Consider the following 20,279-nt stretch of genomic DNA (forward strand, 5'->3'; position numbering starts at 1 on the left):
GTCAGATAACGTCTTTGGGCATGGTGAGGCCGAGCTGCTCAAGCGGGGAGATCCGGGACGTCAAACGGCTGGCGGCTCCCTCGACGGCCAGGTCAATGCCCGGCTGGTTATAAAAGCCGCCGTTGATTTGGGTGGCGTGCATGACGGTGCGCCGGAAGCAGGCAAACAGCGCGGCCGATGGCGGCGTCGGCGCGCCCCAGAAGGCGTCCAGCGAGCCCTGAAACGTAAGGCCGGGGAGCTGATAAATCGGGTCGCCCAGGGCGATGGTCGGGCAGCCCTGACCCAGCGAGACAAGCCCCGTGGTGCTGTTGACGGTGACGGTGCCGGCCGCGTGACGCGTAATGCGATTCAGGTCGCCCGACTCGAGAAACACCACCCGCCGCTCGAGGGCGTACTCCCGGGCGAGCCGGTTGACCAGCCGCTCATAGCCGCATAGCCCCTGATCCAGCGGATGGTTCTTGATGCACAGCATGGCCTGCTCGGGGGCATGGCGGGCAAAGGAGGCAAGCGTGGCGGCGATGACCTCCTGCATGTTGGCGTAGGCCGAATGGTCGCGGATCTGGGCGTCGGTGTTGAGCTGCAGCGGCAGGATAAAAAACGGTCGGCGGCTCAAGAGCAGCGCGCGAATGCGATTATGATCCTTGATTCGGCGGTAGCGAAGCCAGGTAAAGCGGCGTATATAGCCGATATATTCCTGGGGGGCGTTAAGCGACGAATGGTTGCGGTAGTGGGGGGCCACCAGCGGATTAGCCAGGCCTGCCAGGTGATAGCAGACGTCGTGCAGCGCGCGAACTTTAAAGCGTGAGGTAAAGCGCCTCGGCGCTGCCGGCCTGGGAAGCGTCGCCGCGACCTCGCGGAACCACGCCGGGTCCCGGGGGAGCAGCGAGTGGCCGTTGACGCCTTCGCGCTCGAGCGTAACCCAGAACGGACGAAAGTAGCCTTCCTCGAACACATGGGTGCGTACGCCGGCGCTCGGCGCGTTTTCCACTGCCGTGCGGTGAACCGGGCGGCGGTCGCCAAAGACAATCTGGTCGGTAACGCCGTAGCGCTGCCATAGCGCTTGGACATAGTCGCCCAGCGCCTCGCAGCGGCCGCGAAAGAGGTGCCGGTGATGCCCTTGGCGCCCCCAGTAAACGATATCGCCGGCGTTGAAGTGCAGCTTGATCACCCGGTGGCCGTCGTGCTCCAGGCGTGAGGCCAAACGCGCATTAAAGGGCGAACAAACGCCCTGTAAAAAAAGAAATGTGCGCGTAGCGGAGGCCAAATTCAGTACCTTCGGGTTAATAAGCGGCGATACAGGCGGTAGCCCTGCTGCTGCCAGCTCAGACGGGTCGGCTTTTGCCGGGCGATTTCGAGCAGAGCCACGGTGGTTTCGGCGTTGCACAGCTGCCCGGTGGCCGGGTCCACATAACCGGGGTAAAGGATCAGACTGCCGGCGACCAGGGCGTCCAGGTCCAGACGGCGGGTGCGCCGGGGGCAGCGCATATGATCCTGGGTGAGCCCCCAGCCGGCGTAAAACGGCAGGCCGTAGGTATGCACGCAGCGGCCCCGCAGCAGCGCTTCAAAGCCGGTAAGCGAGCTCATGGTATGGACGCTATCCACGCGCTCGAGCAGGCCGGCGATCTCCGCGTCGCTGACGTCAAGGTCGTAAAGCCGGCCGGCGTGGCGGTCCAGCTCGCCCAGGCGAATGCCGGATACTACATCAGGGTGAGCTTTATATAAAATACAGGCGTCGGGTCGCGCCAGGCGAACGGCCCTGAGCAGCGCGCTGTTGGTGTTGATTTCCGGCGAGCCGGCGGCAACGGAGGCATCGCTTTCGACCTGGCCGGGTACCAGGACCAGCTCCCGGTTGTCGGGGAACGTGGGCGGCTCGTCCCGGCCGGCGGTCAGGTTGTATTTGGACAGCTTCAGCGCCACCAAACGCTTTCGCAGCGCCCGGGCGCGCTGCCGTAATTCATCGTCGAAGGTAGCGTTATTGAGCAGGGTTTCCAGGTCGCTTGGCCGGCGCGGGTCGTAATAGATGCCCTGGCGGTCGAGCACCAGCGAGAGCGGGCGCGCCAGGTCCAGGCCGAGCCCGGCCGAGCGGATAAAGCCGTCCTCCATGCGCCAAAGCGGCGCCTGCAGGCGGCGGGCATGGTCGATGAGGGAGGCATCAATGCCCGACGACCAGGCCAGAAGCGGCGCCCGGGAGGCCGGCAGCGCCTGCTGCCGGAGATAATGCGTCCGGGGATAGTGGGTCAGCGTGCCGGCGTCGCCGAGAAAGGCATCGACAAAGCCGCGTTTCCAGCCGGAAAAGCCCCAGGCCAGCCAGTGCCCTCGGCCGCGTTCGCGCTGGCGGCGCTGGTCGGCAATCAGCGCAATGGTCTCGCGCAGCGTTGACGCCTGCCCTGTGTAGGGGTTGGCGTAGCGGCAGTAGCGCAGGTACGCCGCGGCGAACATTTCGGCTAGCGTGCGCTGCCGGCGTCGGCGGGCACAAGTCTGGGCATCATGGGTAAGCCCCCAGCCGGCATAAAACGGCAGGCCGAAACAGTGCACTCGCTTGCCGGCCATAAGGGCTTCAAACCCCAGCTGGCTGGTCACCGTATAGACGTCATCGACCTGGTCAAACAGCGCCCAGGGGTTGACGTCTTCGCCGATCACCCGGCAGCGCGGATGCGCCGTAGCCGACTGCAGGTGGCCCTGCCGGGTGCCGGCAATGACGTCGGGGTGCGTCTTGATCAAAAGCGTGGCGTCGGGATGGCGCGCCATGGCCGCGTCCAGCATGGTGTGGAAGGTGTCGGCGTCGGCCTGGCCGTAGGTAATGGAGGCATCGCCCGCGGTTTGGTCGACCAGCAGCACGCGCGAGGCGGGTAGGTGGTCAAGGGTGGCCTCGGGGACATGATTGTATTTGGACAGCCGGTAGCGGCGCAGCAGGGTCATGCACCGCTCGGCCTCGGCAAGCTCGGCGGCCGAAAATGCGGCCTCGTTAAGGCAGGTCTCCAGGTCCGAAGGGCGCGAAGCGTCGTAGTAAATGCCTTGCCGGTCGACGACCAGGCTATGCGGCTGATAACCGTTTGCCGCCGGTGCCAACGAGCGCAGAAAACCGTCTTCAAGCGCGACGTAGGGAAGGCCGTGCTTCTGCGCGTAGTCGCGCGCCCGGCGAGCGGTAGGCTTGAGTCCCCAGCCGAGCACGTAGTCGGCCGCCTGGCCCGGACGGTGGCGGCGCAGCGCGAATTCGGGAAGAAACGTCGCAAGGGCACGAATCTTGCCGATACCCGAAGAGAAATAGCACGCGGTCGGTAAGGCCATCAAGGCGCCCGAAAAAGCAGAGACAAAAAATGCCGGCCCCCGGAATGGGGGCGCGGCACTGTTGGTATAGCTCGTGTGATATAGCTCGTGCTTCCGGCGAGAGCCGGCAGCGAACGACTGCTTATCAGAAGCGGTAGGTCAGACCGGCGCCGACTGTGACGGGGTCCAGACGGACGGTGCCGCTGCCGCTGCCACCGGGCGTTTTCCAGTCGACGTCGGCGTCAACGTCGGACCAGCGGGCGTAGCCGGTGGCGCTCAGGTTATCGATGAGATTCAGGTCAACGCCGACCTGGCCGACGACGCCGTATTCGTCATCGATATCGATGTCGTACGGGTCGACGGCGTGAATGTTAGAGTAGCGAGTATAGTTCATGCCCACGCCGACGAAGGGCTGTACGCGCGCTTCTTCGATGCCGCCCAGCGGGTAGTAGTTGAGCAGCAGGTTGACCGGCATGCGCTTCATGGTGCCCAGGTCGTTGCTGGCCAGGCCGAAGAAGTCGTGCTTGACCTTTTCCCCGATACCCAGCTCAACGCCCATCTTGTCGTGGAAGAGGTAGCCGCCGGAGAGGTAGAAGGCGTTCTCGTCGGAGATGTTGTCGGTGGTAATATCAGCTTTCTCGAAGCTGCCGCGGACATAAGTATCGCCCGCCTGGTAGGCCATGGCCGCCTGGCTGGCGAGAACGGTAGTCGCTGCAACGGCGAACATCAACTTGGTCTTGCGCATGGAACAACCTCCTGAAAGGGCGATCTTTGAATGGTGCATTGGCAATAGTGCTGGGTAAATTCGTGCACCGGAAAAAAGAGAGGGAGCAAGGTCCCTGCAAGGGTACTGCTGTATTGTAGTGAACAGTGTTTGCAATTGCCAATCAAAAGGATGTTGGGCAGTCGGATTTTGGATGGAGGGTCACACTGCCGGAGAATGACGGCCGGCAAGATCCGAGGCAATAATGCTATGCTACGCGATTTTTCATTATCAACCTGCACGTGCACTGCGTGACGAGGTATTGACGGTTTCAAGGAGCAGAGCGTTGAAAATCATTGTCACCGGCGGGGCGGGGTTTATCGGCTCGGCCGTGGTGCGCCATTTAATCAATGACACGGGATATGGCGTCGTCAACGTCGACGCGCTGACCTACGCGGGCAACCTGGAGTCGTTGGCCGGCGTGGCCGATAGCGAGCGCTACGCGTTTGAGCGCGCCGATATTACCGACGCGGAGGCCATGGCCCGGGTGCTCGCCGAGCATCGCCCCGATGTCATCATGCACCTGGCGGCGGAGTCCCACGTGGACCGCTCCATCGACGGGCCGGCGGCGTTCATGCACACCAATATCATGGGCACCTATACCTTACTCGAGGCCGCCCGGCTCTATTGGCAGGGCTTGCAGCAGAGCGCGCCGGAAAAGGCCGCCGGGTTTCGCTTTCATCACGTCTCCACCGATGAGGTCTACGGCGATCTGGAAGACCCCGACGAGCTGTTTACCGAAGAAACTTCTTACGCACCCAGCTCGCCGTATTCCGCGAGCAAGGCAAGCTCGGATCATCTGGTGCGCGCCTGGCAGCGGACCTTCGGCCTGCCGGTGGTGCTGAGCAACTGCTCCAACAACTACGGGCCTTACCACTTCCCCGAAAAGCTTATTCCGCTGATGATCCTCAACGCCCTGGCGAGCAAGCCGCTGCCGGTGTACGGCAACGGCCAGCAGGTGCGCGATTGGCTGTACGTGGAAGACCACGCCCGGGCGCTGGTCCGGGTGGCGCTCGAGGGTGAAAACGGCGAGACCTACAACATCGGCGGCCACAACGAAAAAACCAACCTGGAAGTGGTGCATACGCTGTGCGACCTGCTCGACGAGCTGGCCCCGGGGAGCTCATTGAGTCAATCGCCGTACCACGAGCTGATCACTTTTGTGGCCGATCGCCCGGGCCACGACCTGCGCTACGCCATCGATGCCGGTAAGATCGAGCGCGAGCTTGGCTGGCGCCCGGCAGAAACCTTTGAGACCGGCCTGCGCAAGACCGTGCAGTGGTATCTGGATAACCGCGAGTGGTGGCGGCGCGTGCAGGACGGCAGTTACCAGGGCCAGCGCCTGGGCGTGCTGTAAAGCTCTGGAGGTACGATCAATCAGGTTCGCTGTAACGAATCTGTGGTAACGGAAGGATCATGTCGTATGCAAAAAATATTAGTGACCGGCGGCAGCGGCCAGGCCGGTTTTGAGCTGCGCCGCCAGCTGGCGACGTTTGGCGAAGTGCTGGCGCCCGCTCGCGCCGAGCTGGACCTGACCGACGCGGCAGCGGTAGATATCTGGCTTCGGCGCCACGCGCCGGACCTGGTGGTCAACGCCGCCGCCTACACGGCGGTGGACAAGGCCGAGGACGAGCCCGGGCTTGCAAGGCGGCTGAACGCCGAGCTGCCCGGCCAGCTGGCAACGTACTGCGCCCGGCACGGCAAATGGCTGGTGCATTACTCCACCGACTACGTCTATTCCGGCCTGGGGTGCTCGCCCTGGCAGGAAGATGCGCCCACCGCGCCGGTGAATACCTACGGCGAGACCAAGCGCGACGGCGATGCGGCGGTAGCCGACAGCGGCTGCGACCACCTGATTTTCCGGACCAGCTGGGTATACAGCGCCACCGGGCGTAACTTCGTCAATACCATGCTGCGCCTGGGTGCCGAGCGCGAGGCGCTGAGCGTGGTGGCCGACCAGGTCGGCGTGCCGACGCCCGCTCGGCTGATTGCGCAAATCACCGCGCTGGCGCTGGGCCCCTGGCCGCGTACCGGCAAGGCCGCCATAGACCGCGGCGTTTATCACCTTGCGCCCCGGGGCGAGGCCAGCTGGCACGACGTCGCCGTAGCGACCTTTGATGAGGCCGCCGGGCTTGGCATGCCGCTTACCGTTACGCCCGGGGCGGTTGCGTCTATTGCCACGGCGGATTACCCCACGCCGGCCCAACGGCCGCTTAACTCGCGGCTGGACATCACCAAACTGGAGCAAGCGCTGGGCGTTACCCTGCCGGACTGGCAGGCACAGCTGGCGCTGACCGTAGAAGAAACAAGGAATCAACATGCAGCGTAAAGGCATTATTTTGGCGGGCGGCAGCGGCACGCGGCTGCACCCGATTACCCGAGGGGTTTCCAAGCAGCTGCTGCCCATCTACGACAAGCCGATGATCTACTACCCGATCTCGGTGCTGATGCTTGCCGGTATCCGCGAGATCCTGATCATCTCCACGCCGGAGGATTTGCCCCAGTATGAAAACCTGCTGGGCAACGGAGAAGCCTTTGGCGTGCGCTTTGAGTATGCCGTGCAGCCAAGCCCGGACGGCCTGGCCCAGGCGTTCCTGATTGGCGAAGACTTTATCGGCGATTCCCCGGTGTGCCTGGTGCTTGGGGATAACATCTTCCACGGACAGCACTTTTCCGAGCAGTTAAAACGCGCCGCGGAGCAGCCCAGCGGGGCGACGGTGTTTGGCTATCTGGTCAACGATCCGGAGCGCTTCGGAGTGGTGGAGTTCGACGCCGACGGCCGGGCTATCTCCATCGAAGAGAAGCCCGAGGTGGCAAAGTCGCCTTATGCGGTCACGGGGCTTTACTTCTACGACAACGACGTAGTGGAGATTGCCCGAAGCGTTGAGCCCTCCGAGCGTGGCGAGCTCGAGATCACCAGCATCAACAACGCCTATCTTGAGCGCGGCGATCTTAACGTGGAGCGCCTGGGTCGCGGCTTCGCCTGGCTCGACACCGGCACCCACGATAGCCTGCTGGAGGCCAGCCAGTACGTGCAGACCATCGAGCACCGCCAGGGGCTGAAGGTGGCCTGTCTGGAGGAGATTGCCTGGTCACAGGAGTGGCTGAGCGATGATGACCTGGCCGCCGCGGCGAAGGCGCTAAAAAAGACCGGTTACGGGCAGTATCTCAGGCGTCGCTTGCAGGCAGGAGAAGGGTTCTAGCCGCGCTCCGGCATCTCCGCCCTGGCGGCTGTTTGTGTGCCGCCGATGGGCCGCGAGACTTTCGAGTGAATCCTTTATTAGCATGTTAATATTGGGGCTGTAAGTATCGATTAGACCCAGAGTACAAGAGGTGGCAGGTGATCAAGTTAAAGCCGTCGGCGCGACCCGGCAGAGCCCCCCGGGCCCCGGCAGGCGATGCGGCGTTTGCACCGCTTTACGATCCCAGTTTGCGCTGGCCGGTGCGCCGGGCCTGGCTGGAACTTTTTGTCCGTGAGGGCGTGCAGGCAGCGCTGGGGATGCCTCTTGAACGCTTGCTGATGGGGGCTTGGCTTGGTCATGTGCCCGGCCATGCGGCGGTTGAGCAGCTGGGCCTGCCGCGTCGTGCACTGGGCGAGGCAATGGGCGAGGCGCTGACGCTTAACGTGCGCCCCCGGGAGCTGATCCAGAGCGTGCGCTGGGGCCCCATTCCCCGCCGCAAGCGGCCGTCGTCGGTAACCTTCATCTGGAACGGCGAATGGGATCAACACCGCGGTGATCTGCGCCAAAGCTCGCGCTATAAGTTGATCAGCGAGCTTGATACCCAACGCGATGCGCTCACTCAAACCCGGCGCTTTCGCGAGCTGGCCTCAAGGCTGGCCGAAGGGCGCCCCTGGCAGTCGCATCAGCAGGGCGTGCTGCTCAACTCTCGGGCGCGTATTCTGACCTATCTGCAGGCGTATTTGGGCTTTCTCGACGATATGGCCGAGCACGGCTTTAACGCTGCCCGGGGCAAGGATGCCCTCGGCGTAGCGGTGAGCCGCGACGGGAGGCTGTTAAAAATTAATCGCGGCCTGCATCGGCTGGCCATGGCTCAGTATCTGGGGCTTGACACGGTGCCGGTGCAGGTACGGGCGATACACCGCCAGTGGTGGGCGCGAGTGGTGGGTAACGCTCATGGGGCAGAGGCGCTTGAGCGCCTGCGCATGGCATTGGGCCAGTGCGTGCCGGAAAGCGCCCCGGGGTTGGAAGGGGAGACGCTGCTGGCGCAGGACTTTCGCTGGCCGGCGCCCAGAGGTTGAGCTTTTGCCGGCGTCCCTGGCTTGTACCCATGCCGGAGCCTGGCCGCGCTTAACCTCCACTTAATTCTTGTTTGCCATGCTCGGGCCAACTGAGGGGGCCACCTATGCACGTACTGCTGGTCGAGGACGACGCCCTGGTAGCGTCGGGCATCCGCGCCGGACTGGAAACCTTTGACTTTGTGGTGGATGGGGTAGCCACCATCGCCGAGGCGCGCCGGGTGATGGCTTCCATGCAAAGCGATGCGGTCATTCTTGACCGCGGCCTGCCCGACGGCGACGGCCTGTCCCTGGTGGAGGAGTGGCGTGCTGCCGGGGTACCGACGCCGGTGCTGATTCTCACCGCCCGGGATGCCGTGCGCGACCGGGTGGACGGCCTCTCCGGCGGCGCCGATGACTACCTGGTCAAGCCGTTCGATCTGGACGAGCTGGTGGCCCGGCTGTACGCGCTGCTGCGCCGGGCGGCCGGGCGTGCCAGCGGCGTTCTGCACCACGGCGAGCTGAGCCTTGATCCCACGGCCCGTCGGGTGTGCGTGGGCGGCAAGCCGGTGGCGCTTTCCCGCCGGGAGCTGGTGCTGCTGGAGGCCTTTATATACGCGCCGCGCAGCGTGCTGTCGGCCGGGCAGCTCAAGGACAGCCTTTATGGCCTGAACGACGACGTCGAAAGCAACGCCCTCAACGTTCATATTCACCACCTGCGCCGCAAACTGGGCAGCGGCGTGATTGAAACCGTGCGCGGCCTGGGATACCGCCTGGGCCGTGCCGATGCCGTAGCGCTACCGGATGCCGCCAGGGAGGACCGGCCCAGAGGCCCATCGCCATGAGTCTGCGCGCGCGCCTGCTGCTGACGCTGGGGCTTGCGCTTGCCCTGTTCTGGGCAAGCGCCGCTGCCTGGCTGGCCAAGGATCTGGAAGACAAGCTGGTGGAGACGCTGGACCAGCGCCTGGCGCAGTCGGCGCGCATGGTGGCGGGGTTGATGCTGCAGCTGCCGCCGGAGGTGTGGCAACAGGCCGACCGCCGTTCGCTGTCGATCCCTGCCATCGAGGGGCTGGCCTGCCAGGTGCACTCGCCCAAGGGCGAAATCATGGCGCGGACCCACAGCGACATGCAGGGCGTGCTCGATTCCCAGGAGCCGGGCCACGCCTACCGCCGCCAAGGCGACGTGACCTGGCGAGTGTTCACCTACCGGCGCGGCGGGCTGACGATCACCACCGCCGACCGCATGGACGAGCGCAACACGCTGATGAGCGGCGTGCTGCGGGTCGCGGTGGTGCCGTTCATTGTCGCGCTGGTGGGCAGCTTGCTGGCCCTGTGGGTCTCGGTATGGCGCGGGCTAGCACCGCTTGCGCGGCTGCGCGAATCACTTGCCCGGCGCGACCCGGAGACGCTTGCGCCGGTGACGCTGAAAGGGCTGCCGGCGGAGCTTCGCCCGCTGGTGGCAACGCTCAACGCGCTGCTCGCCCGAGTGGAAGAGGCGTTTACCCGGGAGCAGCGCTTCACCAACGACGCCGCCCACGAGCTGCGCACCCCGCTGACGGCGATCAAGACCCACGTCCAGGTGGCCAAGAAGGTAAAGGGGCAGGCCGCCGCTGAGGCGCTGGACTACGCCGAGCAGGGTATCGTGCGGCTCAATCGCACGCTGGATCAGCTGCTGCTGCTGGCCCGGGTCGAGGGGCGCAAGCCCTGGCAGAAAGAGTCCTGCGCCGTCGTTGCCGTCGCCGAAAGCGCGGTGGAAGATACCGGCCAGCCCGAGCGCGTCAAACTGCCCGACGAGTGGCCCCGGGCGCAGCTGCTGATGCCGTACGAACTCGCGGTGACGGCGCTGCGCAACGTGCTCGACAACGCCCTGCGCCACGGCCCGCCGGAAACGCCGGTGTGGCTGGACGCCCGCTGGGTGGACAATAAAGCCGCAGACGCCGTCCCCGGGGCGCCCGGCCCCGGGGAGGCTGCCGAGCTGGCGTTCTGCGTACGCGATGAAGGCGCGGGGCTTTCCCCCCACGGGCTGGCCCGGCTGACCCGGCGCTTCTGGCACGACAGCCGCGCCGGGGGCAGCGGGCTGGGGCTTGCCATTGTGGCTGCTATTGCCGAACGTTTCGGCGGCCGGCTGGCGTTCCATAGCCCCGCCGGCGGAGGCCTCAGCGTCGAACTGATTGTGCCGGCCGTGCCCCCTGACCGCGGCTAAACGGCACCGTAGAATCCCGGCAAAGCACTGCCGGGCAAACAATAATGCAAGGGAGACCGTGATGAACAAGAAGATGCTTAGCGGGCTTGGCCTGCTATTGGGGGCCGGCGTCTACGCCGGCGCCGCCACGGCGCTGGAAGGCGATCCGGAGCAGGGTGAGGAGGTGTCGCGCGTCTGCGTGGCCTGCCATCAGGCCGACGGCATGGGCAAGAACAACCCTGATGCCGAGTCCTGGCCGCGACTTGCCGGGCTGCCGGAAGCGTATATGGTCAAACAGCTTCATGACATGAAGGCCGACAAGCGCCACAACGCCAGCATGGCGCCCATTCTCGGTACGCTTGATGATCAGGATATGGCCGACGTGGCGGCTTACTATGCCGGGCTTGAGCCCTGGCCCGAGCTGCCCACCGCCTATCACGCCGCTGATTCGGACGATGACGCCGAGTGGCTGGCCGAGCGCGGCGACTGGGAAAACGGCAGCTTTATTCCCGCCTGCAGCCAGTGCCACGGCCCCAACGGCCAGGGCGTAGGCGATAGCTTTCCGCCGCTTGCCGGGCAGCACGAAGCCTACCTCAAGACGCAGCTCGAACACTGGCGCAACGGCCAGCGTCATAACGATCCCAACGAGCTGATGGCCGGCGTTGCCAACCGCCTGGACGACGACCAGGTCGAGATGATTGCGGAATACTACGCCACGCTTCCCCAGCGCCTGGAAGCGCGCGGCACCGAGCAAGAGGAGAGCGCCCAATGAACCTGCCCAAATCCCGTTGGCTCATCACCGGTGGCGTCGTTTCTGTGCTGAGCGCCTCGGCGCTGGGGCTCTCGCTTGCCGCGCTGGCCCAGGACGACGACGTCGAGCGCGACTATCAGATCCAGCTGCCCGAGCCGCCCGAGGGCGAAGTGACGTTCACCCCGCCGGCGGAGTCGTCGCTTGGTGACGATCAGTATGACGAGATGGTGCGCCGGGGGCGCGACCTCTTCATCAACACCCAGTCGCTGCGCGGCGAAAACGTGTTCAACGAACAGAACTGCGCCAATTGCCATCTGGATGCCGGCCGCCTGGCGCACTCTGCGCCCATGTGGGCCGCTTACGGTGTCTATCCCGCCTATCGCGGCAAAAACGACATGGTCAATACCCTGTCAGACCGTATTCAGGGCTGTATCACCTACTCGATGAACGGCAAGGCGCCGGAGGAGGGCAGCGACGTGCTGGTTGCCCTGCAGACCTACCTGCACTGGATGGCCACCGAAGCGCCCAACAATACCTCGATGCCCGGGCGCAGCTACCCGACGCTCGACGACCCGGAGAAAGAGCCCGACCGCGAGCGCGGCGCCGAGGTTTACGCCAACCAGTGCGCGGTGTGCCACGGCGACAGCGGCGAAGGCCAGAAGGTCGGCGAGCGCCAGGTATTTCCGCCGCTGTGGGGTGACGGCGCCTACAACTGGGGTGCGGGTATGCACCGGGTCAATACCGCTGCCAACTTCATCCACGCCAATATGCCGCTGAGCAAGTCGTACTCGCTGAGCGAGCAGCAGGCCTGGGACGTCGCGGCCTTCGTCAACAGCCACGAACGCCCCCAGGACCCGCGCCGCCGCACGGTGGATTCGCTCGACAAGACCCAGGAGCTGTTCCACCAGCACCAGGGCTTTTACGGCAAGGAAGTCGACGGCAAGCGTTTGGGGGACCACGAAAACTTCGGCGAACACCCCGACGGTATCGACGACTAAGCCGCTTTGCTTGCCGGCACGATCAACCCCGCTGCCATTGGTAGCGGGGTTTTTTGTGGATACGCGTTTCGGCGGGCCTTTGGCGAACCTGTGAGAGGCTGCTGAAGTTGAGGAAGAGAAGCTGTTGAGCCTGTGTGAAAGCACTGAACTTGTAGGAGGGCGGCTATGTCGCGCGACGGGCGCCGTCAGGCGCCCTGGGGTTGCGTTTCGGGTTACTGGGGTTTTTCACTGCCCATCATCTTGACCAGGGCGTCGTCGGCGGGCATGCCCTGTACCCGCTCGATGCGGGTGCTGCCTTCGTCGGTTTGGCGCTGGTAGGCGCTGGTCGGAGTGGCGTAAAGCCCCAGACCTTCAAACAGCTGGTTGTTGGCGTACACTTGCTCTTCAAACTTCTCGGGCTGGGCGCTGGGCGTTACGGCCTCGCCCTGCTTCTGCTGGCGCAGAGTAGCGGAGGGGTCGTCCGAGGCGAGGATGGTAGCGGCCTTGGCCGGGCTGTCGGCGGCGAGAATGCCGACCATGATATGGCGCATCTGGACCTTGCCGGCGTCGACCCAGGGGCGGGCGGCTTCCCACAGCTGCTGGCAGTAGGGGCAGTTGGGGTCGGTAAAGGTATAGATGATGCGCGGAGCGTCTTTATCGCCGTCCTGAATCCAGTGGCTGTCTTCCAGCAGGCTCCAGGTCTTGGCCTCCAGCGGTGCGCGAACATGCTCGTCGAGCTTGGGCTCGGTGAGATCGTTGCCGTCGGCGTCCATCAGCGTCCCCACGATAACGTGGTCGCCGTCCGGCGTGAGGTAGGCGGCCATCTCTTCCCCCTGGGGGGAGCTGGCGCCGTAGCCGGTCAGCCCGCTCGGGGCGTCAAAGCGCTCGTGGATATCGATGCCCTGCTGGGAGAGCGCCTGCACCGGCGCAGGCAAGGGTTCGTCGGCCAGGGCGGTGGGGCTTACTGCCGCCATCCCGATGGCGGTCATACTTAGCCCGCCCAGCAGGCGCGCTGCCAGCGCGGTGCGCAGAGTGCTGTCGCTGGGAGTACGCTTGAATCGTGGTGTCATGTTGGTGGCCTTTCACGGTGGTTGCCTTGGCGGTATTGGGTTATTAACAGAAGGCGTCGATCGCCGCCAGTCTGGCAGCGCCGGATTAGGGCCGAATTAGCTTGCCGACGGGTAAAGTGCAAGAAATACTGCAGATTATGTGCCAAATCGTTACACTGGCCGGCCCATGTTCCACCGGTAAAATGTCTTGCTGAATCAGGGTAGCCTTTAATGCATTGCCCCTTTTGTGGTGATCACGACACCCGCGTTTCCGATTCGCGCCTGGTGGCCGACGGCGATCAGGTGCGCCGCCGCCGCCAGTGTGCCCGCTGCCAGGAGCGCTTTACCACCTACGAAACCGCCGAGCTGCTGATGCCGCGGGTGGTGAAATCCGACGGCTCCCGGGCGAGCTTTGACGAGCACAAGCTGCGCGCGGGGATGCTGCGCGCGCTGGAGAAGCGCCCGGTCAGCGCTGAGGCCATCGAGGTGGCGGTGGAGCGCATCCGCCAGACCCTGCGCTCCCGGGGGGATCGCGAGATCGACGCCCGGGACATCGGCGAGCTGGTGATGCAGGCGCTGGACGATCTTGACCCGGTGGCCTATATCCGTTTTGCCTCGGTGTATCGCAAGTTCCAGGACTTAAACGAGTTTCGCGCCGAAATCGACCGCCTGGCCGGCGCCTCGGAGCGTCACGCTGCCGACCGCAGCAATTCGAGTGGGGAGAGCTAGCCCCATGGTGCACTTTTCTGCCGCTGACCACCGCTATATGGCCCGGGCGCTGCGCCTGGCCGAGCGCGGGCGCTATACCGCCGACCCCAACCCGCGAGTGGGCTGCGTCATCGTCGGCGAAGACAACGCGGCGTCGACTGTCGTCGGCGAGGGATTTCATCGCCGGGCCGGCGAGGCCCACGCCGAAGTCAACGCCCTGGCGGCGGCCGGCGAGCGCGCCCGGGGCGCCACCGCCTACGTCACCCTGGAGCCGTGCTCCCACACCGGGCGCACCGGCCCCTGCGCCAAAGCGCTGGTGGATGCCGGCATCGCCCGAGTCGTTATCGCCATGGAGGATCCCAACCCTCGGGTCAGCGGACGCGGCGTGGCGCTTTTGCAAAGCGCCGGCGCGGTCGTGGAAACGGGGCTTTTGGTGGACGACGCCCGGCAGCTGAACCCGGGCTTCATTGCGCGGATGGAAACCGGCCGCCCCCTGGTGCGGCTGAAAATGGCCATGAGCCTGGACGGACGCACCGCCATGGCGTCGGGGGAGTCCCAGTGGATCACCGGCCCCGAGGCCCGCGCCGAGGTGCAGCGCCTGCGCGCGCGCTCAAGCGCAGTGCTGAGCGGGGTGGCGTCGGTGCTCATGGATAATTCGCGGCTGACGGTGCGCGCCGCCCAGCTGGGCCTGGAGAGCGCCGACGAGGTGGCACGCCGCCAGCCGCTGCGGATCATTGTCGATTCTCGCCTGCGCCTTCCCCCGACGGCGGCCTGCCTGGCCGAGCCCGGGCGCACGCTGATCGCGACGGTTCCCGGCCACGGCGCCGAAAAGCGCACCGCCCTTGAAGCTGCCGGCGCCGAGATAGTGACTTTTGACGCCGGCGCCGACGGCCGGGTGAATCTGGCCGCGCTGGTGGCCCACCTGGCCGAGGCCGAGGCGGTCAACGAGCTGCTGGTTGAAACCGGCGCCACCCTGGCCGGCGCCATGCTGGATGCCGGGCTGGTCGACTCGCTGTGGCTATTCATGGCGCCGACGCTGCTGGGCGCCGATGCCCGGGGCGCGTTTGCGCTGCCGGGACTTGAGCGCATGGCCGACCAGCGCCGGCTCAGGATTGACGACGTTCGCGCCGTGGGGCCGGACTGGCGCATTATCGCCTCGCCGCTGCCGGCTGGCGCACCGGGCGATACCAAGGTACCCTGACGCGCGGCTGTTGGCGCAGGCTGTCGCTCCGGCAGGTTGACGTTTTCGGCATGGCAAAGACAACACTGGGAGATTTCATGGCGCAATCCTCCGTTGGGGGGCTGGCCCCCATCGCCGATCTGGTTGACGACATTCGCCAGGGCAAGATGGTGATCCTCATGGACGATGAGGATCGCGAGAACGAAGGCGATATCATCATGGCCGCCGAGAAGGTCGAGGCCGAGCACATCAACTTCATGGCGCGCTTTGCCCGGGGGTTGATCTGTCTGCCCATGACCCGGGCGCGCTGCGAGCAGCTGAGCCTGCCGCTGATGGTGCACAACAACGCCTCGGGCTTCGGCACCAAGTTCACGCTGTCCATCGAGGCGACCGAAGGCGTGACCACGGGGATTTCCGCCGCCGACCGCGCACGCACGGTGCAGGCCGCGGTGGCGCCCAGCGCAGGGCCCCAGGATATCGTCCAGCCCGGGCATATTTTCCCGCTGATGGCCGAGCCCGGCGGCGTGCTGCGCCGCGCCGGCCACACCGAGGCCGCCTGCGACCTGGCGGCGCTTGCCGGCTGCGACCCCAGCGGGGTGATTTGCGAAGTCATGAACGACGACGGCAGCATGGCGCGGCGCCCGGAGCTGGAAACGTTTGCCGAAGCTCACGGCATCAAGATGGGCACCATTGCCGATCTGATCCACTACCGCATCGTCAACGAACAGACGGTGGAACTGCTGGAATCCCGCCCCCAGCATACGGCTCACGGCGAGATGACCCTGCACGTATTCCGCGACCGCATTCAGGGCGCGCATCATCTGGCGCTGGTCAACGGCCGGCCCGAGAGCGAAACGCCGACCACGGTGCGCGTGCATCTGGCCGATACCCTGCGCGACGTGCTGGGCCTGTTGCAGGATGACAAGAACCGCTGGAACGCCGGCAGCGCGCTGGCCGAAATCGCCGGCAGCGAGCCCGGGGTGTTTGTCCTGATCGATGAAAACCTGCCGTCGCCAGATCTGAAAGACCAGCTGGATGTCTTTCTCGAACGTACGCGCACCCCACGCACCAGCGATTCGGACGGCGCCGGCAACTACCTGACCATTGGCACCGGCTCGCAGATTTTGCGTCACCTGGGCGTAGGCAAGATGCGCCTGCTCAGCTCGCCGTGGAAATTCTCCGCGCTTTCCGGCTTCGATCTCGAAGTTGTCGAGCGCCTTGGACCGAATGACAAGGCCTGAAGGCCCTGTCTATGGAAACACAGCTAGCAGGAAGACATGATGGAACCGCTCGCCCAAATTGAAGGCAACTTTTTCGACGCCAACGGCCGCTACGCCATCGTAGTCGGGCGCTTTAACCACCACGTGGTGGACAGCCTGGTGGAAGGGGCCGTTGACAGCCTGGTGCGCCACGGCGTTGACCCGGAAAATATCCAACTGATTCATGCCCCGGGCGCCTGGGAGCTGCCGCTGGCGATCAAGCGCGTGCTGGGCGTGGTCAAGCCCGACGCGGTGATCGCGCTTGGCGCGGTGATCCGCGGCGGCACGCCGCACTTCGAGTACGTCGCCGGCGGCTGCAACTCGGCGATGAACACCCTGCAGCTGGAGTACGATACCCCGGTGGCCAACGGCGTGCTGACCGTGGAGACCATCGAGCAGGCTATCGAGCGCGCCGGTACCAAGGCCGGCAACAAGGGCACCGAAGCCGCCATGGCGGCCATGGAAATGGTCTCGCTGCTGCGCACGGTAGGTAGGGCAGGAGCGGCACAATGAGCCGTCAGCGCCAGCCTGCCGCGGCGCAGCAGAGCCGCCACGCCGCCCGCGAGCTTGCCGTGCAGGGGCTTTATCAGTGGCAGATGAACGACAAGTCGATGACCGTCATCGAAGCCGAATTCCGTGCGCAAACGCCGGATGATGACCTGGAGCCCCACGAAAACTGGGCCACGGTGATGGGCATTGCCGATCAGGCGCTGTTTTCCGAGCTTTTGCACAACGTTGCCCGGCTCAAGGGCGAGATCGACCGCGATATCTCGCCGGTGCTCGACCGCCGCCTGGAAGACCTCGACGGCGTGGAGCTTGCCATTCTGCGCCTGGGCGCTTATGAATTACGCTATCGCCTGGAAGTCCCGTACCGCGTGGTGATCAACGAGGGCGTCGAGCTGGCCCGCTCCTTCGGCGCGACCGACGGGCACAAATACGTCAACGGCATTCTGGACAAGCTGGCCAACCGGCTGCGCAGTGCCGAAGTCAGCGCGCGGCGACGCTGATGCCTGCCCCCGCGTTCAAGGTGCCACACCCTGTTTAAGAGGCCGTTGTGCTTGCCGAATTCGACCTGATCCGACGCTATTTCACGCCCGGTGATACCGCCCGGGCGGAGAGCCGCGGCATGACGCTGGGCATCGGTGACGATGCCACTTTGCTCGCGCCCCGGGCGGGCCTTGAGCTTGCCGTCAGCGTCGACACCTCGGTGGTGGACGTACACTTTCCCGGCGATGCCCCGGCGCGCGCCGTGGGCCACCGGGCGCTGGCGGTAGCAGTGAGCGATCTGGCGGCCATGGGCGCGCGGGGGCGCTTTTGCTGGATGGCGCTGACCCTGGACGCGCCGCGCCTGGCCGATGAACGCGCGGCGGATGCCTGGCTTGGCGGCTATGCCCGCGGGTTTCTTGACGGCTGCGCGCGCTGGGAAACGGCGCTTGCCGGCGGCGACGTGACTTCGGGGCGGCTGGCCGTCAGCGTCACGGTGATGGGGGAAGTGCCCACCGGCCAGGCGCTCAGGCGCAGCGGGGCGCAGCTAGGCGATATCGTTGCGGTGACCGGCGCGCTCGGCGGCGGGGCCGGCGGGCTGGCGCTGTGGCAGCGCGGCGAGCGCGATCTTGACCACCCTTTGCTGCGCCGCTACCTGCTGCCCGAGCCGGCGCTTGACGCCGGGGTGGCGCTGCGCGGGCTGGCCTCGAGCGCCATGGATATTTCCGACGGCCTGCTGGCGGATCTCGGCCATATCCGCTGTGCTTCCGGCGTCGATGCGGTGCTGGATATCGACGCGCTGCCGCTCGCCGACGGCCTGAGCGCCGCGCTGGGCGCCGACGAGGCCCGCCGGGCGGCGCTTTCCGGCGGCGACGACTACGAGCTTCTGGTTACCCTGGCCCCGACGAACGTCGCCCGGGCCCGGGCAGCGCTGGAGGCAGCCGGCGTGGCCCTGACGGCCATTGGCCGCTGCGTGGCACCGGGTGAGGGGCAGGACGCCGCCGAGATACTGGAGACGGCCACCGGCGGCCGGCGTGGCTGGCAGCATTTTGCCCCGCCGGCCCCGGCGTCGGCGGAGCCCCGCCGATGAACCGCGCCCCGGCCAGCGTCTGGCGGCGCCCGACTCACTTTTTTGCCTTCGGGTTGGGCAGCGGCACCATGCCCTGGGCGCCGGGTACCTTCGGCACCCTGGCGGCGATTCCGTTTTATTGGCTGATGGCCGATCTTAGCCAGGGCTGGTATCTGGGCATCGTGCTGGTGGCCTTCGCCATCGGCGTCTGGCTGTGCGATAAAACCTCCCACGACCTGGGAGTGCACGACCATTCGGGGATCGTCTGGGACGAGTTTGTCGGCTACTGGATTACCATGACGGCGGTGCCGTTTTCCTGGGAGGCAGCGCTCTGGGGCTTTGTGATATTTCGTATCTTCGATGTCTTCAAGCCCTGGCCGATTCGCTGGGCGGACCGCCGGGTCGCTGGGGGCTTTGGCATCATGATCGATGACGTGATGGCCGGGCTCTATGCCTGGAGTTCCATGCACCTGTGGTTCTGGCTGCATTAGCCGTATGGCCCGGGAGGCAAACGGCCTGAGGCCTAAGGAAGCGTGATGCGTAAAGAGCGCCTGATAGTGCCTGTACTTGCGGCCCTGGCGGTTGCCTGGCTGGTCGCCCAGCTGGTGTCCAGCGTGCTGTTCGAGCGCAGCCTGAGCCAGGCGCTTTCCGACCTCCAGGCCCGGGGGGAGTGGCGGGTCAAGCGTATCGAAAACGACGCCGGCTGGCTGAGCTCCCGGGGGCGCATTCTGCTTTCGCCGCTGTTGGGCCGCCCCTGGCGGCTGGAGCTCAACTACGAAGCCCGCCACGGTATTCTTTCAAGCGACATTACCGGCAGCCTGCACCCGCGGCTGGACGGCACGCTGCAAAAGGCCGTGGGCGAGGTGGGAGCGAGCGCCGCTCCGCGCCTGAACGGGCGCTATCATACCTATAGCGGACGCTATGCAATGCGCGTGGCGCTGGCGCCGCTGGCGATTACCCAGCACGGGCGCGAGCTTGCCGTGCGCGGTGCCCGGGTCAAGCTGCGCGGCGTTTACGGCGACTGGCGCCTGGCAGCCGAGCTCGACGAGCTTTCCCTGATCGATCACGGGGCCCGTCTCACTCTGGGGCCGGCTACGCTTGAAAGCCGCTATACCTATATCGAGGATGCCTACCACTTCAACCAGCACGACAAGCTGCGCATCGAATCGCTGAATCTCGACCATCCCGACCTGGCGCTGAGGTTCGCCCCGCTGGTGCTGCATACCGACATGGCGCTGGACGAGCGCGAGCTGCGCATCGACGGCGAGCTCATCCTCGACAACGTCTGGCTGACGGAAGAGGCGCCGGATACGCCGGCGCTCAACGGCCGGATCGCGGGGACGCTTTCGCGCCTGGACGCCGACGCCGTGCGGCAAATATTCGCCCGGCTGCGCCAGAACGCCGCCCGGGGCGACGCCGATATGCCCGTGGCCGACGGCGTACTCGAGCGCCTTTCGCCTCTGCTGCGCCAGATGCTGAGCGAGGCGCCGCGGCTGGACGTCGAGGAAATCGCGCTGACCAGCCCCCTGCTGGATATCGCCATGGAGGCCGACGGCGCGCTGTTTTTTGATACCCGCAAGCTCGATGACCTGGATTTTTCCCGGCTCGACGAGCCCGCCATGCAGGCGCGCTTTCGTCAGCACCTGAACGGCGACATTACCTGGCACGAGGCGCCCGCCGTGGCCGCGCTGTGGCTGGGCCTGCCGCTTGACGAGCGCGAGCTCGTGTTTGACCTGATCGAGGGCGACTGGCGGGTCAACGGCCGCCCGCTGCCGGAGGGGTAAAACAGGGGGATGGCTTGAAGTTTGGCCCTGGCGCCCGCATTCCCTTAGCAACCGCCCGGCAGCTATATC

Annotated in this window: 20 protein-coding genes; 16 read left to right on the forward strand and 4 right to left on the reverse strand. The window is 65.7% G+C overall.

The window, feature by feature from the left end; genetic code table 11:
* Position 1: 1 nt before the first annotated feature.
* The 3 genes from RS027_RS10455 to RS027_RS10465 all read right to left on the reverse strand — a co-directional run bounded on the left by RS027_RS10455 (position 2) and on the right by RS027_RS10465 (position 4,012).
* On the reverse strand, positions 2–1,201 hold the full coding sequence (locus RS027_RS10455; RefSeq protein ID WP_311956594.1) for a capsule polysaccharide biogenesis protein: 1,200 nt from the start codon (positions 1,199–1,201) through the stop codon (positions 2–4).
* Positions 1,202–1,266: 65 nt separating this feature from the next.
* Positions 1,267–3,288, reverse strand: coding sequence for a capsule polysaccharide biogenesis protein (locus RS027_RS10460; RefSeq protein WP_311956595.1), 2,022 nt, complete (start codon positions 3,286–3,288; stop codon positions 1,267–1,269).
* 124 nt (positions 3,289–3,412) lie between these two features.
* Complete coding sequence (locus tag RS027_RS10465) at positions 3,413–4,012, reverse strand: OmpW/AlkL family protein (RefSeq protein ID WP_311956596.1); 600 nt, start codon at positions 4,010–4,012, stop codon at positions 3,413–3,415.
* 304 nt (positions 4,013–4,316) lie between these two features.
* On the opposite strand from RS027_RS10465, the gene rfbB reads away from it, so the two are divergent.
* The 8 genes from rfbB (at position 4,317) to RS027_RS10505 (ending at position 12,198) form a co-directional block, all read left to right on the forward strand.
* The gene (gene rfbB / locus RS027_RS10470; protein ID WP_311956597.1) at positions 4,317–5,387 is read left to right on the forward strand and encodes a dTDP-glucose 4,6-dehydratase; all 1,071 of its coding nucleotides are present in this window, start codon (positions 4,317–4,319) and stop codon (positions 5,385–5,387) included.
* A gap of 66 nt (positions 5,388–5,453) precedes the next feature.
* Positions 5,454–6,359 (forward strand): dTDP-4-dehydrorhamnose reductase, encoded by a 906-nt coding sequence (rfbD, locus tag RS027_RS10475; RefSeq protein ID WP_311956598.1) that lies wholly within the window; start codon positions 5,454–5,456, stop codon positions 6,357–6,359.
* A complete protein-coding gene (rfbA, locus tag RS027_RS10480) occupies positions 6,349–7,233 on the forward strand; it encodes a glucose-1-phosphate thymidylyltransferase RfbA (protein ID WP_311956599.1) in 885 nt (294 codons plus the stop codon). The genes rfbD and rfbA overlap by 11 nt, the downstream gene beginning before the upstream one ends.
* A 137-nt stretch (positions 7,234–7,370) precedes the next feature.
* Positions 7,371–8,291 (forward strand): hypothetical protein, encoded by a 921-nt coding sequence (locus tag RS027_RS10485; RefSeq protein ID WP_311956600.1) that lies wholly within the window; start codon positions 7,371–7,373, stop codon positions 8,289–8,291.
* A 104-nt stretch (positions 8,292–8,395) separates the two neighbouring features.
* Positions 8,396–9,112 carry a response regulator gene (locus RS027_RS10490; RefSeq protein WP_311956601.1) on the forward strand — a complete coding sequence of 239 codons (717 nt, stop codon included), beginning with the start codon at positions 8,396–8,398 and terminating at the stop codon, positions 9,110–9,112.
* Entirely contained in the window at positions 9,109–10,470 is a 1,362-nt protein-coding gene (locus tag RS027_RS10495) for an ATP-binding protein (RefSeq protein ID WP_311956603.1), read from the forward strand. The genes RS027_RS10490 and RS027_RS10495 overlap by 4 nt, the downstream gene beginning before the upstream one ends.
* 61 nt (positions 10,471–10,531) lie before the next feature.
* Positions 10,532–11,221: a c-type cytochrome gene (locus RS027_RS10500; protein WP_311956604.1), complete on the forward strand. Its 690-nt coding sequence runs from the start codon at positions 10,532–10,534 to the stop codon at positions 11,219–11,221.
* A complete protein-coding gene (locus RS027_RS10505) occupies positions 11,218–12,198 on the forward strand; it encodes a c-type cytochrome (RefSeq protein WP_311956607.1) in 981 nt (326 codons plus the stop codon). The genes RS027_RS10500 and RS027_RS10505 overlap by 4 nt, the downstream gene beginning before the upstream one ends.
* Positions 12,199–12,410: 212 nt before the next feature.
* Here the strand turns inward: RS027_RS10505 and dsbG are convergent, their stop codons facing one another.
* Positions 12,411–13,166 carry a thiol:disulfide interchange protein DsbG gene (gene dsbG, locus RS027_RS10510; protein WP_311956632.1) on the reverse strand — a complete coding sequence of 252 codons (756 nt, stop codon included), beginning with the start codon at positions 13,164–13,166 and terminating at the stop codon, positions 12,411–12,413.
* 291 nt (positions 13,167–13,457) lie between these two features.
* Here dsbG and nrdR point away from each other — a divergent pair, with 291 nt between their 5' ends.
* The 8 genes from nrdR (at position 13,458) to RS027_RS10550 (ending at position 20,210) form a co-directional block, all read left to right on the forward strand.
* Positions 13,458–13,955, forward strand: a complete 498-nt coding sequence (gene nrdR, locus RS027_RS10515; protein ID WP_311956609.1) for a transcriptional regulator NrdR — start codon at positions 13,458–13,460, stop codon at positions 13,953–13,955.
* A 4-nt stretch (positions 13,956–13,959) separates the two neighbouring features.
* A complete protein-coding gene (gene ribD, locus RS027_RS10520; RefSeq protein WP_311956611.1) occupies positions 13,960–15,135 on the forward strand; it encodes a bifunctional diaminohydroxyphosphoribosylaminopyrimidine deaminase/5-amino-6-(5-phosphoribosylamino)uracil reductase RibD in 1,176 nt (391 codons plus the stop codon).
* Positions 15,136–15,212: 77 nt separating this feature from the next.
* Complete coding sequence (ribBA, locus tag RS027_RS10525; protein WP_311956613.1) at positions 15,213–16,355, forward strand: bifunctional 3,4-dihydroxy-2-butanone-4-phosphate synthase/GTP cyclohydrolase II; 1,143 nt, start codon at positions 15,213–15,215, stop codon at positions 16,353–16,355.
* Positions 16,356–16,394: 39 nt separating this feature from the next.
* Positions 16,395–16,886 carry a 6,7-dimethyl-8-ribityllumazine synthase gene (gene ribH, locus RS027_RS10530; protein ID WP_311956633.1) on the forward strand — a complete coding sequence of 164 codons (492 nt, stop codon included), beginning with the start codon at positions 16,395–16,397 and terminating at the stop codon, positions 16,884–16,886.
* Positions 16,883–17,380 (forward strand): transcription antitermination factor NusB, encoded by a 498-nt coding sequence (gene nusB, locus RS027_RS10535; RefSeq protein WP_311956615.1) that lies wholly within the window; start codon positions 16,883–16,885, stop codon positions 17,378–17,380. Before ribH ends, nusB begins: the two co-directional genes overlap by 4 nt.
* Positions 17,381–17,427: 47 nt before the next feature.
* Positions 17,428–18,447, forward strand: coding sequence for a thiamine-phosphate kinase (thiL, locus tag RS027_RS10540; protein WP_311956617.1), 1,020 nt, complete (start codon positions 17,428–17,430; stop codon positions 18,445–18,447).
* A complete protein-coding gene (locus tag RS027_RS10545; RefSeq protein ID WP_311956619.1) occupies positions 18,444–18,917 on the forward strand; it encodes a phosphatidylglycerophosphatase A family protein in 474 nt (157 codons plus the stop codon). The genes thiL and RS027_RS10545 overlap by 4 nt, the downstream gene beginning before the upstream one ends.
* Before the next feature lie 45 nt (positions 18,918–18,962).
* On the forward strand, positions 18,963–20,210 hold the full coding sequence (locus RS027_RS10550; RefSeq protein WP_311956620.1) for a DUF945 family protein: 1,248 nt from the start codon (positions 18,963–18,965) through the stop codon (positions 20,208–20,210).
* Positions 20,211–20,279: the final 69 nt, after the last annotated feature.

The sequence above is a fragment of the Halomonas garicola genome (assembly GCF_031935715.1).
Classification (GTDB): domain Bacteria; phylum Pseudomonadota; class Gammaproteobacteria; order Pseudomonadales; family Halomonadaceae; genus Vreelandella; species Vreelandella garicola.